Source organism: Polaribacter sp. Z014 (assembly GCF_023555435.1).
GTDB lineage: Bacteria > Bacteroidota > Bacteroidia > Flavobacteriales > Flavobacteriaceae > Polaribacter.
In genome coordinates, this window is sequence record NZ_JALCZP010000004.1 from 119,359 (window position 1) to 134,805 (window position 15,447).

Consider the following 15,447-nt stretch of genomic DNA (forward strand, 5'->3'; position numbering starts at 1 on the left):
ATTATAAATCTTCTAATAGCAGCAAATATAAGTTTTTTGAGTTACTGTTTCCGTAGTTTAAGAAATTATCATCATTTTTATTAATGCTGTAATTTTTTATGGCAGAAATATTGGTAGGTAAATCACCCTTATGGTGTATTTTAATACCTGTTAAACCCTGCCCCATATCTTTAACCAATTGGCTCGTAGTTGCGTACACTATAAAGTTCTGTGGCATCTCCGATAACTTAATACTTTTTAATTGTTTTGAAGAAAATAAAATATCTCCATTATCTGCAACTAAATGCTCACAATTCAAGAAAACAGGAATGTTAGAATGAAAATTACTATTCATTGCTACATCATTTTTGTTAAAAAAAGAAGATAACTGATTATCTAAAACTGTTATTTGATTCCAGTTATTCTCTTTTAGAATATTTTTTAAATTTTCTACAACTTCATTTTCTTTTAAACAATACAAAAACTTACCTCCTTTTTCCAAAAAATTATGCACAAACAAGTCATCCAAAGACAAATCTACTTCTTGCCTTTGGATTTCCTTTTCTTCTTTAACGGATGCTATGTTGAATAACTTTTTAAAAAAATTCATTTATATTATTCTTCAGTATTTAATTTAACTGGTGAAATAGCTTCTTTTTCATCTACAATCTCAACTTCAAGAGCTTCTTCAAAAGGTCTTTTTCCGAATATCTTTTCTAAATCGTCTTTAAAGATTACTTCCTTTTCTAATAACAATTCAGCTAAAATTGTTAGTTTATCTTTATTTTCTTCTAATATTTGAATTGCTCTTACATATTGCGCTTCAATTATTTTAGAAATCTCTTGATCTATTGTTTTACCTGTTTCTTCACTATAAGGTTTTACAAAACCATCATTCCCAGAAGAATCATAATATGTAACATTACCAACGGCTTCATTTAATCCATAAACAGTAACCATTGCTTTTGCTTGCTTAGTTACTTTTTCTAAATCACTTAAAGCTCCTGTAGAAATTTTATTGAACATTACTTTTTCCGCAGCTCTACCACCCATAGTAGCACACATTTCATCTAACATCTGTTCTGTCTGCACAATCATTCTCTCTGCAGGTAAATACCAAGCAGCACCTAAAGATTGTCCTCTTGGTACAATTGTCACTTTTACCAATGGAGCAGCGTGTTCTAACATCCAACTAATTGTTGCATGACCTGCTTCATGAAAAGCAATCACTTTTTTCTCTTTTGGCGTAATTACTTTATTTTTCTTTTCTAAACCTCCAACAATTCTATCTACAGCATCTAAGAAATCTTGATGATGAATTGCTTTTTTACCATTTCTGGCAGCAATTAATGCAGATTCATTACACATATTAGCAATGTCTGCTCCAGAAAAACCAGGAGTTTGTTGTGCTAAGAAATCTATCTTAACATCTCCTGCTAATTTTAAAGGTTTAATATGTACTTCAAAAATTTCTTTTCTTTCGTTGATGTTTGGTAAATCTACATAAATCTGTCTATCAAAACGACCTGCACGCATTAACGCACTGTCTAAAACATCTGCTCTATTGGTTGCAGCCAATACAATTACATTTACATCTGTACCAAAACCATCCATTTCTGTTAGTAATTGATTTAACGTATTTTCACGTTCATCATTACCACCAGTCATACTATTTTTACCACGAGCTCTACCAATCGCATCAATCTCATCAATAAAAATAATAGAAGGAGATTTTTCTGCCGCTTTTTTAAATAAATCTCTTACACGAGAAGCACCAACACCCACAAACATCTCAACAAAATCTGAACCAGATAAAGAGAAAAAAGGAACATCAGCTTCACCTGCAACGGCTTTAGCTAATAAAGTTTTACCTGTTCCAGGAGGTCCTACTAACAAAGCTCCTTTTGGAATTTTACCTCCTAAAGAAGTATATTTTTCTGGGTTTTTTAAGAAATCTACAATTTCTTGCACCTCTTCTTTAGCACCTTCTAGTCCGGCTACATTTTCAAATGTAGTTTTTACCTTTGTGTCTTTATCAAATAATTTCGCTTTAGATTTACCAATGCTAAAAATTTGACCACCACCACCAGCGCCTGCTCCACCGCCAGACATTCTCTTCATAAAAAACAACCAAACGGCAATTAATATTATGAAAGGTAAAAAGCCTAAAATAGTATCAAGTACACTTGTTTTATTTTCGTTTTTTATATCAAAATCTAAAGTATTAGCAACTCTTGCTTTTTCTATATTATTCTCAAAATTTTGTAAATCACCAAAATTATAGTCATAAAAAGAAGACCCTTTTGTATAAAAAGCAGAATTGATCACTTTTCTGTAACGCTCTTTCTTCTGCGCCTCTTCCTTAATATAAATTTGAGCTATATTGTTATTTAAAACAACAATTCTAGAGATATCATTCTCTTTTAAAATATCATTAAACTCATTTTTCGAAATACTTTTAGTAGCTAAATCTCCACTACTAAAAAACTGAAATGCCATTATGACAACAAATATTGCACCATAGATCCAATACGCGTTAAACTTAAATTTAGGCAAATTTGCTTTATTATCTTTTTTTGAATCACTCATTTATTTAAAATAAAAAAATTTAAACTGATTTTATCTCTGTAATTTTTGCATCACCCCAAAGACTTTCAATATCATAATACTCACGAACCTGTTTTTGAAAAATGTGTACTACTACATTTACATAATCCATTAAAACCCATTCAGAGTTTGTTTGGCCTTCTATATGCCAAGGTTTGTCTTTAAGTTCTTTGCTAACTATTTTTTGAATAGAACCAGAAATTGCATTTACTTGTGTATTTGAGTTTCCCGAGCAGATTATAAAATAATCACAAACAGTATTCTCTATATCTCGTAAGTCTAATAATTGAATATCTTCTCCTTTTACTTCATCAATCCCTTTAATAATTAAAGCAATTAAATCATCTGTACTTACTTGTTTTTTCGTCATTAACTTTTTTCTATATTTAACGCAAAGTTATTATTTTTTTGCGAGTATTTTATGTATTATTACAGTTGTTTACACTTTATTTAACACTTGAAAATAATCAAACTTAGTGCCACCGATTCTACAAATTCTTTTTTAAAGGATTTATCGCAAAATTCTACCCTAGAGAATTTTACTACTATTGTGGCTCAAAACCAAACAAAAGGTAGAGGCCAACAGCATACAATATGGGAGTCTGCACCTTATAAAAACCTCACATTCAGCACATTTATATCTTTTGAAAATTTAAAAATAGTGCACAAAAAATATTTAAACTTTGCTATTTCTTTGGCTATTTATGATGTTTTATTCGCTAAAAAACTTCCTAAAACTTCTATAAAATGGCCTAACGACATTCTGTCAGCAAACAAAAAAGTTTGCGGTATTTTAATAGAAAATACTTTTTACGGAGATAGAATTAAGAATTCTTTTGTAGGAATTGGACTAAATGTGAATCAAGAATCATTTCCAGCATACTTAACCAATGCCACTTCTTTAAAACTAGAAACAGGCGCTACTTATAATTTAGATAATTTATTAACTACTATTATAGAAGAATTTCAACAAAAAATAAAATTGCTAACTTCTCAAAAGTTCAATCTTTTAGAAGAACAGTATTTAGATGTATTGTATAAAAAAAATATCCCTACTATGTTTAAAAATAGTAAGGATGAAATTTTTATGGGTATGATTTCGGGTATTTCCGATTTCGGAAAATTACAAATTCAATTAGAAGATGATTCTATAACTGAATTTGGATTGAAAGAAATATCGTTCCTTTAAAGTTTCCCTATATTTTCTGTTAGAGTATCTACAAATTTTGTCAATGGTTTTTTAATCATCATTGCCATCATTGCATTAAACTCGCCGTCAAATTTTAAAGTTATTTCTGTATTTTTTTCAGAAACCTCATTAATATCCGCAGCTAAAGTAAAAGGTAACTTACTACTTGCAGCACCTAAAGTAATATTAGAAAATGGTGTTTTTTCTTTTAATACCAATCTAATTTCTGGCATACCAGGTAAACCAAAAATAAAAGATTCTCCATCTACTTCAAATTTTTGAATATTTTCTGGCATTAATTGCTCAAAATTTTTCAAATCTGAAAAAAAAGTAAACACCTCTTCTGCAGATTTTTTAATGGTAACTGTATTTCCGTTTATATTCATGCTTCCGTTTTATTGTTTCCACTCACTTGGATTCTTTCTCCAATCGTTTAACGTAATTAGCTCTTTATCTGTAATATAATTACTATCTAAAGCTTGTTCTAGTAAGTTATCGTAACTACTTAAAGTGGTTAATCTTACGTTTTTTTCCTCGAAATTTTTAGTTGCAACATCAAATCCATAAGAAAAAATAGCCACCATACCTTTTACAACAGCACCTGCTTCTTTTAAAGCCTCTACTGCATTTAAGCTACTATTTCCTGTACTTATTAAATCTTCAATAACCACAACATTCTGCCCTCTTTCTAAATGCCCTTCAATTTGGTTCTTTCTTCCATGCTTTTTTGGCTCTGGCCTCACATAAATAAAAGGAACACCTAATTCTTGCGCAACTAAAACACCAATAGCAATTGCACCTGTAGCTACACCTGCAATTACGTCTGGCTTACCATATTCTAATTCTACAATTTTAGCAATTGCTTCCTTTAAAAAAATACGAACTGGAGGATAAGATAACGTAATTCTGTTATCACAGTATATTGGAGATTTCCAACCTGATGCCCAATTAAAAGGGTCATTTGGACTTAACTTTATTGCTTTTATTTGCAACAAAAGTTCAGCCGTTTTTTTTGCCGTATCTTTGTTTAAACTCATATCGCAAATGTATAAAGTTTTTGTAAATGATTCGCCAATAATTATCACTTCTTCTACAAAAAAAGAAAATATTTTTCCTGTTTACAATTTTAAGAATGTAGTTATTTTAGAAATCATAGATAAATTAAGGAATAATGAGCTTAAAGGGATTAATTTATACTCTACAGACTTAGAGCAAGATTGGAAATCTTTTTTAAGTAATATGAAACTCATTCCCGCCGCTGGCGGATTGGTTTTAAACCCAGAAAACAACGTACTATTTATTTATAGAAATGGTATTTGGGATTTACCAAAAGGTTGGGTTGAGAAAGGAGAAACAATAGAAACCGCAGCAATTAGAGAGGTAGAAGAAGAGTGTGGCATTACAAATCTTACACTTCGCCAACCTTTAATTACTACCTATCATATTTATTTTCATAAAGGAATAAAACTAAAACAAACCTATTGGTTTTTAATGTCTTCTGATTATTCAGATACGTTAACCCCTCAACTAGAAGAAGGAATTACAGAAGTTGGTTTTAAAAATAAATCAGAAATTAAGACTGCTTTAAAAAATACCTATGCCAATATACATTTGGTATATCAAGCATATATAGATACTTGTATTTAAGTGCAGACAACAACTGCTATATGCTTAGAAGTTCATAAAAATAGTTGGTCCTATTTTAGTCCTTTTAAAATTTTAAAACCTACCTTTTCTCTTTATCTCATAAAGTATTTTATAATTAGGTATTGCAAATTAAGATATTGAGCACTTACTTATCTGATCAGTAAATTTATAGGAATTAACGATACTTTAAAATCAAGGATAGTTTTCTAAAAAAACCTTCTATCTTTGCCGACTTGAAAAATTACCCAAATTATGACTGATTTTATTAGAAAAATATTACCAAATGCAAAAGATGATGTCCTTGCAGGAATAACCGTTTCCCTAGCAATGATACCAGAAGTTGTCGCTTTTGCCTTTGTAGCACAAATAAGTCCGATTGTGGCATTATTTGGTGCTTTTGTAGTAGGAATTATTTCAGCCTCTTTTGGTGGAAGACCAGGTTTAATCTCTGGGGCTGCAGGTGCCGTAGCAGTAATTTTTGTACACATGATACAAGAAGGACATGCAAAAGGATTGCTATTTGACAACCCAGTAGAAAACATGGGCTACTTTTATCTCTTAGCCGCCGTAGTATTAATGGGTGTAATACAAATATTTGCTGGTATTTTTAAATTAGGAAAATTTGTACGTTTAATTCCGCATCCTGTAATGATGGGATTTGTAAACGGTTTGGCCATCGTTATTTTTATGGCGCAATTGGGTATGTTTAAAGAGAATAAGAAAGATTTCTTCGGACAAAACATGCGTAAAACAGCCTCTAAAGAATTGGTTTATAAGGTTTCTAACAACCAAGTAAAAGATTTAATGTCTGATACGGTATTATTTACTATTGATGGTACTTCTGTTAAAAACAGCAATACAAACCAAGAAGTATTTGTAGTCTCAGACGGTCAGGTTTTTGATGCAAAAACTAAAAAGGTAGTTTTTAATGCTTCGGATGAAGGCTTTTATTCTGTAAAAGATAGTGGTGTTGTAAAAACAACCATGCAAGGAAATACTTTATATATAATGATTGGTTTGGTATTATTAACCATGTTTATTGTTTGGGGTTTACCTAAATTAACTACAAAAATTCCGGCAGCCTTAACAGCTATTTTAATTGTTACTTTAATTTCTATTTTTAGTGGTTTAGGCTCTATTAATGTTGGAGATTTTATTAGAAATGGTGGTGGTGCTGGTTTAAACGGAATTGCAGAACTTTCTAAAAACTTAAATGTTGTAGAACTGTGGAGCAACCTTCCTTTTAACTTAGATACTTTAAAATTTATTGCTCCGTATGCTTTTTTAGCGGCATCAGTTGGTTTAATAGAAACCTTAATGACCATGAATTTGGTTGATGAATTAACAGAAACTAGAGGAAACGGAAATAGAGAATGTATTGCCCAAGGAGCAGGAAACATTGTTAGTGGTGCCTTTGGCGGAACGGGTGGTTGTGGAATGATTGGACAAACAGTTATAAATATTAATGCTGGCGGACGCGGACGTTTGTCTGGTATTATGATGGCATTAACACTACTTACCTTTATTTTATTTGCTGATAAATATATTGAACAAGTACCAATCGCTGCACTTGTTGGGGTAATGTTTATGATGGTGATTGAAACCTTTGCTTGGTCTAGTTTTAGAATCTTAAAGAAAATACCAATGTCTGATGCTGCTGTATTAATCATAGTTTCTGCCGTAACGGTTTTCTTTGATTTAGCAATTGCTGTTTTTGTTGGGGTTATTATTTCTGCTTTATCTTTTGCTTGGACAAGTGCCAAGAAAATTAGAGCTAGAAAACGTTTTAAAGAAGACGGAACAAAAATTTATGAAATTTGGGGACCTCTTTTCTTTGGAAGTATCACTGAGTTTAACGGTAAGTTTGATATAAAAAATGATCCTGATGTAGTAGAAATAGATTTTGTAGAAGCACGTGTTTCTGACCATTCTGCTATAGAAGCTATTTTTAATTTGGTTGAAAAATACCAAGCTGCAGGCAAAAAAATTACACTAAAACACTTAAGTGAAGATTGTAAATTGTTGTTATTTAAATCTAGCCCTGTTTTTAAAGATGTCATCTTAGAAGATATCGATGATCCTCGTTATCATTTAGCTGCAAATCCAGAGGATTTCCCTAAACCATTAGGGGAATATAAGTTTTAGGAATAATGTATTCCTTTAATTGCTTTTTTAGCTGAATATAGCGACACGAATTCAACATCATTTAAAAGCTTTTCATATAATGCTGCAATAAGATATTTTCTAATTGCAGCATTAATATTTTCACCTCTTTCATTTCCTAAATGAATCCCCTTCTTATAAATAGCAAATAATGCTTCGTTTTTATTTTCTATTTCAAATCCATTAATATCATAATACATATCAGTTTCTGTATCATACCAATCAGTCCAATAAAACCATTCATCCTTGGTGTTAATTGTTAATAATTCTTCATCCCAATTTAATTTAAAACTCTCAACATAGAATTTAGCTTGTTCATCTGTTTCGCAATAATAATCTCCATTACTAAAACAATACCCCTCATTCATTCCTTTTCCATTGAAATCGTTAACTCTAGCATATTTTTTCATACTTAAATAATTTATGTAAATATACAAATTGATACTTATTGTATGTTGACAAATGCATACAATAAGTATAGTTTCGAATTATGGTAAATAAATTTCTTTTAAAAGAATTTGGACTTAGAATTCGAGATTTAAGAACTCAAGAAAATTTGAGTCAAGAACAGCTTTCATTCAGAACAGGTTTTCATCGTACATATATAGGAATGATAGAAAGAGGTGAACGAAATATATCTTTAACCAATATTGCTGTATTTTCGAAAGCTTTTGAAATGGATATTTCTGAGTTGCTAAACTTTAAAAATCAGAACTCAAAACTTAGCTATCACGATTATAAATTAAAAACGGATAGCGATGAATAGAGCTTATTATAAAAATACAATTTCGGAGTTTTTAACTGAAGATTCAAACTCTGTATTAGGTCAGTTAAGTTTAAATCATACAAATCGTTCGTTAGAGGATTTACAAAAAAATGCTTGGGTTAAACAGATTGAAATTCTAAAGAATGAATTAAAAGGGATTATTGGTTCCATTTATTTTGAATTTCAAATTCCGAGAATGGGAAAACGTGTTGACAACATAATAATTATTGATGATTGTGTCTTTGTTGTTGAATTTAAAGTAGGTGATGAAACATATGGTAAACATGCAGAAGTACAAGTAATAGATTACTGTTTAGATTTAAAAAACTTCCATGAAGGAAGTCATTTTGTTAAATTAATTCCTGTATTAATAGCAACAAATGCTGAAACTTATTCTACAGATTTAGATAAAGTAATAGAGCATCGTCAAGTTGCAAAATGCAACAAATCCGGAATAAAAAATATTATTGAACTTTTCATTCAAAATTCAAAAGGTAAAATCGATATTACTACTTGGGAAAATTCAATTTATAAACCAACTCCAACAATTGTTGAAGCAGCTAAAGCCTTATATAAAGGACATAAAGTTGAAGAAATTTCCAGGCATGATTCAGAAAAAATAAATCTAGATAAAACTTCTAATTATATAAATGAAGTTATAGAGAACTCTAAGTTAAATAACAAAAAATCGATTTGTTTTGTTACTGGTGTTCCTGGAGCAGGAAAAACTTTGGCAGGATTAAGCATTGCAAATGAAAGGATGCTTGCTGATGAAGATGAGCATGCTGTTTTTCTTTCAGGAAATGGTCCTTTAGTGGATGTTTTAAGAGAAGCCTTAGCACGGGATTTTGTGATTACTTCAAAAGAAAATGGAGAACCTGTAACAAAAGAAAATGCAAAAAGAAGAACAAGTACTTTTATTCAAAATATTCATCATTTTAGAGATGAATATTTAAAACATAATGTCGAACCAACTGAAAAAGTTGTTGTTTTCGATGAAGCTCAAAGAGCATGGACTAAAAAACAAGTTAGTTCATTCATGAAAAGAAAAAAAGGTATTGAAGATTTCGCCATGTCTGAACCAGAGTTTTTAATTGATGTAATGAATCGACATAAAGATTGGTGCACAATAGTATGCTTAATTGGCGGAGGTCAAGAAATAAATACAGGAGAAGCAGGTCTAGAAGAATGGATTAACGCTTTTCAAAATAATTATAAAGATTGGGATATTCATTTTTCAAATTCAATTGTTAATAGCCCTAATTATATAAAAACAGAAACACAAAGAAAATGGTTAATGGAAAAAGGTATTTCTGAAGTAGATTTACATTTAGCCGTTTCAGTTCGCTCTTTTAGGTCAGAACAAGTATCTGAGTTTGTTTACGAATTATTAGAATTAAATTTAGACAAAACGAAAAAAATATATGCAAATATTAAAAAATCGTTTCCAATTTTCTTAACAAGAGATATAGATATAGCAAAAAAATGGTTAAGAAATGAAAGTAAAGGCTCTGAAAGAACAGGCTTAATAGCTTCATCAGGAGCTAGAAGATTAAAAGCTTTAGGACTTGATGTAAAGAATGAAATATCTGCACCCAATTGGTTTTTAAACTCAAGTGATGATATAAGGTCATCCTATTTTCTAGAAGATATTGCTACTGAATTTGATATTCAAGGCTTAGAAATAGATAGAACTTGCTTAATTTGGGGAGCTAATTTTCACATTGATAATAATGATTGGAAGCATCAAAGTTTTAAAGGAACTAAATGGATGAACATAAATCAAGAGGTAAGTAAAAACTATCTCAAAAACACTTATCGTGTTTTACTAACTAGGGCAAGACAAGGTGTGATAATTTTTATCCCATCAGGTTCAGACTTAGACCATACTAGACCAAGTGTTTTTTATGATGGGACTTATAGTTATTTAAAAGGAATCGGAATTGAAGAATTATTCTAAACCACCCCTTCATCCGCCAAAGGCAAACTTCTAATTCGCTTCCCAGTTGCATTAAAAATAGCATTGCAAATTGCAGGCGCCATTAAAGGCACACCTGGTTCGCCAACACCTGTTGAAGGTTCGTACATTTTATTTAGAATGTCTATATGAATTTTCGGAGCATCTTTCATTCTAGTCATTTTATAATCAATGAAATTGTGTTGTTCTACCGCTCCTTATTTTGCTGAAACCTCACAAAAACAATACTAAAAATGCACAAAAATTATAATTGACCCAACGGTTAACTTTACTCACAATCCACACTCTTAAAACCATCTCCAACATCCTCAGTTCTTAAACTCGGAACAATTTTATAATATTTTTTGATAAAGTCAATTTGTTTAGTATTTACAGCTGGCAAAGGAGTATTCCCTGCAGTCCAGAAATAACTTTCTTTTGTTGGCGAATTATAGTGAAACCCATTTTCTATCTGTTCTTCAAAATCGGGACTCATACTAGAATTTACATTTGGTTGTAAAATATTTTCAAATTTTAAAAGACTTGTTTTTGTATTCGTTTTTTTAATGGTGGTATAATTACTGAGTTTTAATTCTGTTAAAAAAGGAACCAAACTTAATAACAAACTCACAGCCATAAAAAATACAATTGTTTTTTCTTTTCTAAAAAACCAAACACAAATTTGCATGGCAAAGAATAACATATAAAAAAAGAAAAAACGGTATTGAGGAGAAAAAATCCAAGCCAATACAAAATGTAAAACACCAATTACATACAATATAAACACTGCTTTTTCTTTACTTTTAAAATACCATAAAAAAGGAAAAGAAATTAGAAGCGTCGTAAATATGATATTGATAATTCCATTGAATTTAAACGAGGTTATCCAAGCAATAAACAATTGAGAGGTAGAAAGGTTTGCTAATTCTTGATAATCGAAAGCAGCATTATACGTCCCTACTTTAAACAATTGAATGAGTGCTGTTGGCACTTTCCAATCTACATTTAAAACATCTAAAATTTGTAATGGATATAACAAGTATCCCGTAAGAAATACATTTTTCATTAAAAACAACACCAACACAAAAAAAGAGAAGAGTATTGGTTTTACCAACTTACCTTTTAAGAGACTATAGTGTTTTACCAATAAAATAATGGGTAATAAAACCAACACACAAGTGGTTATTTTTATGACACATAAGAAAATTGTTAGTAATAAAATAAGCATAAAACGAGAGTAATCAATCTCCTTAAAATGTTTTATAAAAAGATAAAACAACAACTGACTGATTAAAAAAACTGGTAAATCTGGTGATGGTGCATTGATAAAAAAGATGATAAAAGGCAAGCCAACCAACACACTACCTACATACAATTGATTTATCTTTTTACTTGTTTTATACTGATGCAATTGTTGAACGCAGAAAAAAGAAAAAATGACTAAGAAATAGCCATTCAAATCATTGAAATTCGATTCTAAAAACGGAAAAGTAAACGTTGCTTGCAAAATATGCCAACTAGACGTTTGGGCAAAAAAGATATGCAAATTCCCTAACCCTTTTACAAAACCATATTCATTTAACCACTTAATGGTTTGTATATAATAACTTTCATTATCAAAAATGGAAGGTGTAACCGAAGACATTGCCAACGCAATTATAAAAATAAAAAGGAGTCCTAGTTTATACGTTTTGCTAAATGAGATCCAACTATTTTTAAATTGGGTAAAATGTGTTTTAATATCACTTTTAAAAAGCCATAAACCTGCAATTGTTATGCTAGACATGATACCATAAAAAACAATATCTAAAGCAAAGAAAAAAGCATAGCACCAACTAAATAATGTAATTGAAATTAGGCCTAAAATATGGTGAATGGTAAAATTATGGGAATCAATTTTAAAAAGTTTTTTTAGTAAAAAACCAAAGCTTAAGGAGGAAATAAAAATATAAATCCAATTAATTAAAATTAAAAGCATGTGTTTTTTAAAATTGATTTTAGAGATTACAAGTTACGAATAAAATAATTTTTTACTTCGTTAAATATCGAATTGTTCTCGACTACGCTCGAACAGTCAACTCTTAAAAAAGTTAACCACATAGACACATAGTAAACATCCGTTTTGTGTGTAAAGAATGAAACCAATTTAAATTAACAATGTCCTCCTGAGCTTGTCGAAGGACCTTTAACTCTCTAAAAAGTCTTCGACAAGCTCAGACTGACAATGCACTATCGGAATTGTAACTATAAAAAGAACTAAAATAAAATACAAACTGGCATTGGCGCAGCAACTTCATTTACAAAAGTTAATTTCCCTGTAACAACATCTCTTTTAAAAGAAACAATATTATTGGTGTCTTGATTGGCAACTAATAGAAACTTTTCATCAGGAGACAATGAAAAATTACGTGGGTTTTTTCCTAAAACAGGTTCGTAACCAATTGTTGTTAATGTTCCGTTTTCTGAATTCACGGCATAAATAACAATCGATTCATGTCCGCGATTTGAAGCATACAAAAATTTTCCATCTTTAGTTATATGAATATCTGCTGCTTTACTAAACGCTATAAAATCCTTTGGTAATGTAGCTATTGAAGAATCTACATAATAATTCCCTTCTTTTTCTTTTACTAAAGAAACCGTGTTGTTCAATTCATTTAAAACATAGATCCATTTATTATTTGGATGAAACGTTACATGTCTTGGTCCTGCTCCGTCTGCCATTTTTAAAGATGCTTGTTTGGTAGGAACTAATTCATTTTTTTGAGAATCTATGGTAGAAAACAATAATTCATTGGTTCCTAAATCTACAGAAATAACTTCTTTTTTTGTTGGATGAAACCAAGCTGAATGTGCATGAGGTCCTTTTTGTCTTTTGGTTGTTCCCTTACCAACATGTTGTTGTACGTTTAATAATTTAGATAATTTCCCTGACGTATCTGCTTTTAATAAACCTACACTTCCGCCACCATAATTTGCGGTTACAATATAATTATCTTCATTTATGGCAACAAAACAAGGTCCTGCTCCACCAGATTCTTCTTTGCTAATTAATACCAAAGAATCCCCTTCAATTTTAAAAGACTTTATAAATCCTGTTCCGTTTACGTTGGTTTCTCCAACCGAAAAAAGTGTTTTTTGATCTTTAGATTTTGCTAAAAAAGTAGGATTTACGGTTTCTGCAACCAATCCTATTTTTTTTAACGCTCCTTTTTCTGAAAGTTCATATTCATAAATTCCTTTAGAATCTTTTTGGGTATATGTACCAACATAAAAAGAAGTAGTCATGGTGTCTTTTTTAACAGTTGCTGTTTTTTTAGTTACGGTTTTACATCCGAAGAAAAATATTGATAATAGAAATATTGGTAGTAATTTCATAAATTAAAATGTTTTAAAAATTGGCAATCTCAAATGAACTGGTTCGTAATAAGGTGATTTTTTGTAGATATAGTTTAATTGTTCTCTTGGGTTCTTAGCAAACTCAGTATCCGATTTTAATTTTTCTTCAAACTCCTTTTTTACAGATGGATTATCAATCAAAAATTGTGCTGCTATATCTTCAAAAACATAGGCAGAATAGCCTTCTTTTTGTTGTAAAACAGTATCGAAAAAATTCCAATTAAAAAACGAATCTGTTGCTGCTGCTTCTAACGTTTCTAACAAATAACGCACTCCGTTTTGATGTGTAGGAATATAAATGTCTCCTTTTCTAAATTGAAAATTTTCAGTAGACCTATTTACAGTAGTATTATAATGTAAATAATGACCTTCATAGGCTGTTTTTCGAGTTTCAAATTCAGCAATATGATTCACTTCAACCTCAATTGTGGTATCGTTTTTAAAACGTGTAAACTTTATTTGATTGTTCTTTAATCGATCTATAATTTTATACCAACCTTTTTGTAAAATATAGGCTTTCGGGATTGCTACAGACTTTGTTGTCTCAAAATTATTGTAATATTTTACCGATTTTGTATATGGTTTTGTTCTATCATAAAAGAACCTTTTTCCTGTGGTTGCTTTACTATCTATATATTCTCCTTGGTATCCTTTAAACTGTAATTCTGTCGGTTTTTTTGTATCCACCTTAAAAGCAATAGGATAGGTTTTATTTGCCAAAACCTCAGCCATAGCATTTGCTCTTAATTCTTTAATTTCTGCAGAATTTTCTTCAGTAAAATCTAACGCAGAAAACAGCAATTGATAGGTTTGAGCTACTCTTAACTTATATGGTTTTAGCATGTGCGTTTCTACCATCAATCCTAAGGTATTAAATAAGGTTGTGTAACCTGTAGAATATCTTGGCGAATCGAAAAACTGAGACCAACCATCTTCTGGTGTGGTACCCCAAACATTAACATACGGAGTAATTGAAATTCCTTTTTTAAGTAACAAATTTTCTAAACTCGGACGCATTTTAGTTTCTATAAAAGTTCCTAAATTGCCACCTAACTTATTATGTTGTGTAAATAAATGTGTAATTGCATATTGATAATCGGCACCATTACTTACATGATTGTCTATAAAAACATCTGGATTAACTGCATGAAAAATTTCTGCAAAAGCGGCTGCGTTTTTAGTGTCTTGTTTTATAAAATCTCTATTTAAATCGTAGTTTCTGGCATTTCCTCTAAAACCGTATTCTTTTGGTCCGTTTTGATTTGCCCTTGTATGAGAATTTCTATTGAAAGCACCGCCTACATTATAAACCGGAATGACACAAATAATAGTGTTTTTATATTTCTCTATTAAGGAATCGTTTTGTACAATGTCTCTAAGCAATAACATGGACGCATCAATTCCGTCGGATTCTCCTGGGTGAATTCCGTTATTAATTAAAATTCTATTTTTTGGTGATTCTTTAATTTCATCAACATTAAAAACACCTTCCCTATTGTAAACAACAAGATGCAAAGGCTCTCCGGAATCTGTTTGTCCGAAAGAAAATAAAGAAACAGAAGCATACTCGTCTGCTAACTCTTTATAATAAGAAATTACATCTTTGTATTCTGGGGTTTCGGTTCCTTCTGATTTTTCGAAAAGTGTTGTAAAATCTTTATTTTTATTGGAAGAATTATCACAAGAAAACAGCAACCATAAAACAGTAAAAAAAAGTATTGTTTTAAATATTTTATACAT

15 protein-coding genes are annotated in these 15,447 nt (G+C 30.5%); 5 read left to right on the plus strand and 10 right to left on the minus strand.

All coding sequences use genetic code 11. The features are described from left to right. Position 1: 1 nt before the first annotated feature. Genes MPF19_RS07445 through rsfS form a run of 3 tightly spaced genes read right to left on the minus strand, consistent with a single transcriptional unit; the run spans position 2 to position 2,956 of the window. Positions 2 to 589 carry a hypothetical protein gene (locus MPF19_RS07445; RefSeq protein WP_203393966.1) on the minus strand — a complete coding sequence of 196 codons (588 nt, stop codon included), beginning with the start codon at positions 587 to 589 and terminating at the stop codon, positions 2 to 4. A gap of 5 nt (positions 590 to 594) precedes the next feature. Beyond that, complete coding sequence (gene ftsH, locus MPF19_RS07450; RefSeq protein ID WP_249987513.1) at positions 595 to 2,568, minus strand: ATP-dependent zinc metalloprotease FtsH; 1,974 nt, start codon at positions 2,566 to 2,568, stop codon at positions 595 to 597. Positions 2,569 to 2,587: 19 nt separating this feature from the next. Continuing rightward, positions 2,588 to 2,956: a ribosome silencing factor gene (rsfS, locus tag MPF19_RS07455; RefSeq protein WP_203393964.1), complete on the minus strand. Its 369-nt coding sequence runs from the start codon at positions 2,954 to 2,956 to the stop codon at positions 2,588 to 2,590. Between the two features lie 87 nt (positions 2,957 to 3,043). Between rsfS and MPF19_RS07460 the strand changes: the two genes are divergently transcribed. Beyond that, entirely contained in the window at positions 3,044 to 3,775 is a 732-nt protein-coding gene (locus MPF19_RS07460) for a biotin--[acetyl-CoA-carboxylase] ligase (RefSeq protein WP_203393963.1), read from the plus strand. Here the strand turns inward: MPF19_RS07460 and MPF19_RS07465 are convergent. Further along, the gene (locus tag MPF19_RS07465) at positions 3,772 to 4,161 is read right to left on the minus strand and encodes an SRPBCC family protein (protein ID WP_203393962.1); all 390 of its coding nucleotides are present in this window, start codon (positions 4,159 to 4,161) and stop codon (positions 3,772 to 3,774) included. The two genes, MPF19_RS07460 and MPF19_RS07465, sit on opposite strands and share 4 nt — an antisense overlap. Before the next feature lie 9 nt (positions 4,162 to 4,170). Next, on the minus strand, positions 4,171 to 4,812 hold the full coding sequence (gene pyrE / locus MPF19_RS07470; protein WP_203393961.1) for an orotate phosphoribosyltransferase: 642 nt from the start codon (positions 4,810 to 4,812) through the stop codon (positions 4,171 to 4,173). Between the two features lie 7 nt (positions 4,813 to 4,819). On the opposite strand from pyrE, the gene MPF19_RS07475 reads away from it, so the two are divergent. Next, complete coding sequence (locus MPF19_RS07475) at positions 4,820 to 5,422, plus strand: NUDIX hydrolase (RefSeq protein ID WP_203393960.1); 603 nt, start codon at positions 4,820 to 4,822, stop codon at positions 5,420 to 5,422. Between the two features lie 252 nt (positions 5,423 to 5,674). Next, a complete protein-coding gene (locus tag MPF19_RS07480) occupies positions 5,675 to 7,567 on the plus strand; it encodes a SulP family inorganic anion transporter (protein ID WP_203393959.1) in 1,893 nt (630 codons plus the stop codon). Here the strand turns inward: MPF19_RS07480 and MPF19_RS07485 are convergent. Further along, positions 7,564 to 7,995 carry a hypothetical protein gene (locus MPF19_RS07485; RefSeq protein ID WP_249987515.1) on the minus strand — a complete coding sequence of 144 codons (432 nt, stop codon included), beginning with the start codon at positions 7,993 to 7,995 and terminating at the stop codon, positions 7,564 to 7,566. The two genes, MPF19_RS07480 and MPF19_RS07485, sit on opposite strands and share 4 nt — an antisense overlap. An 80-nt stretch (positions 7,996 to 8,075) precedes the next feature. Between MPF19_RS07485 and MPF19_RS07490 the strand changes: the two genes are divergently transcribed. Both MPF19_RS07490 and MPF19_RS07495 read left to right on the plus strand, forming a co-directional pair. Beyond that, complete coding sequence (locus MPF19_RS07490) at positions 8,076 to 8,351, plus strand: helix-turn-helix domain-containing protein (RefSeq protein ID WP_249987517.1); 276 nt, start codon at positions 8,076 to 8,078, stop codon at positions 8,349 to 8,351. Beyond that, positions 8,344 to 10,311, plus strand: a complete 1,968-nt coding sequence (locus tag MPF19_RS07495) for a DUF2075 domain-containing protein (protein ID WP_249987518.1) — start codon at positions 8,344 to 8,346, stop codon at positions 10,309 to 10,311. Before MPF19_RS07490 ends, MPF19_RS07495 begins: the two co-directional genes overlap by 8 nt. Here the strand turns inward: MPF19_RS07495 and MPF19_RS07500 are convergent. The 4 genes from MPF19_RS07500 to MPF19_RS07515 all read right to left on the minus strand — a co-directional run bounded on the left by MPF19_RS07500 (position 10,308) and on the right by MPF19_RS07515 (position 15,447). Continuing rightward, a complete protein-coding gene (locus tag MPF19_RS07500) occupies positions 10,308 to 10,490 on the minus strand; it encodes a hypothetical protein (RefSeq protein WP_249987520.1) in 183 nt (60 codons plus the stop codon). The two genes, MPF19_RS07495 and MPF19_RS07500, sit on opposite strands and share 4 nt — an antisense overlap. Before the next feature lie 107 nt (positions 10,491 to 10,597). After that, positions 10,598 to 12,286, minus strand: coding sequence for a DUF8201 family protein (locus tag MPF19_RS07505; RefSeq protein ID WP_249987522.1), 1,689 nt, complete (start codon positions 12,284 to 12,286; stop codon positions 10,598 to 10,600). Positions 12,287 to 12,564: 278 nt separating this feature from the next. After that, positions 12,565 to 13,686 carry a lactonase family protein gene (locus MPF19_RS07510; RefSeq protein WP_249987524.1) on the minus strand — a complete coding sequence of 374 codons (1,122 nt, stop codon included), beginning with the start codon at positions 13,684 to 13,686 and terminating at the stop codon, positions 12,565 to 12,567. Positions 13,687 to 13,689: 3 nt separating this feature from the next. After that, positions 13,690 to 15,447, minus strand: a complete 1,758-nt coding sequence (locus MPF19_RS07515) for a M14 family metallopeptidase (RefSeq protein WP_249987526.1) — start codon at positions 15,445 to 15,447, stop codon at positions 13,690 to 13,692.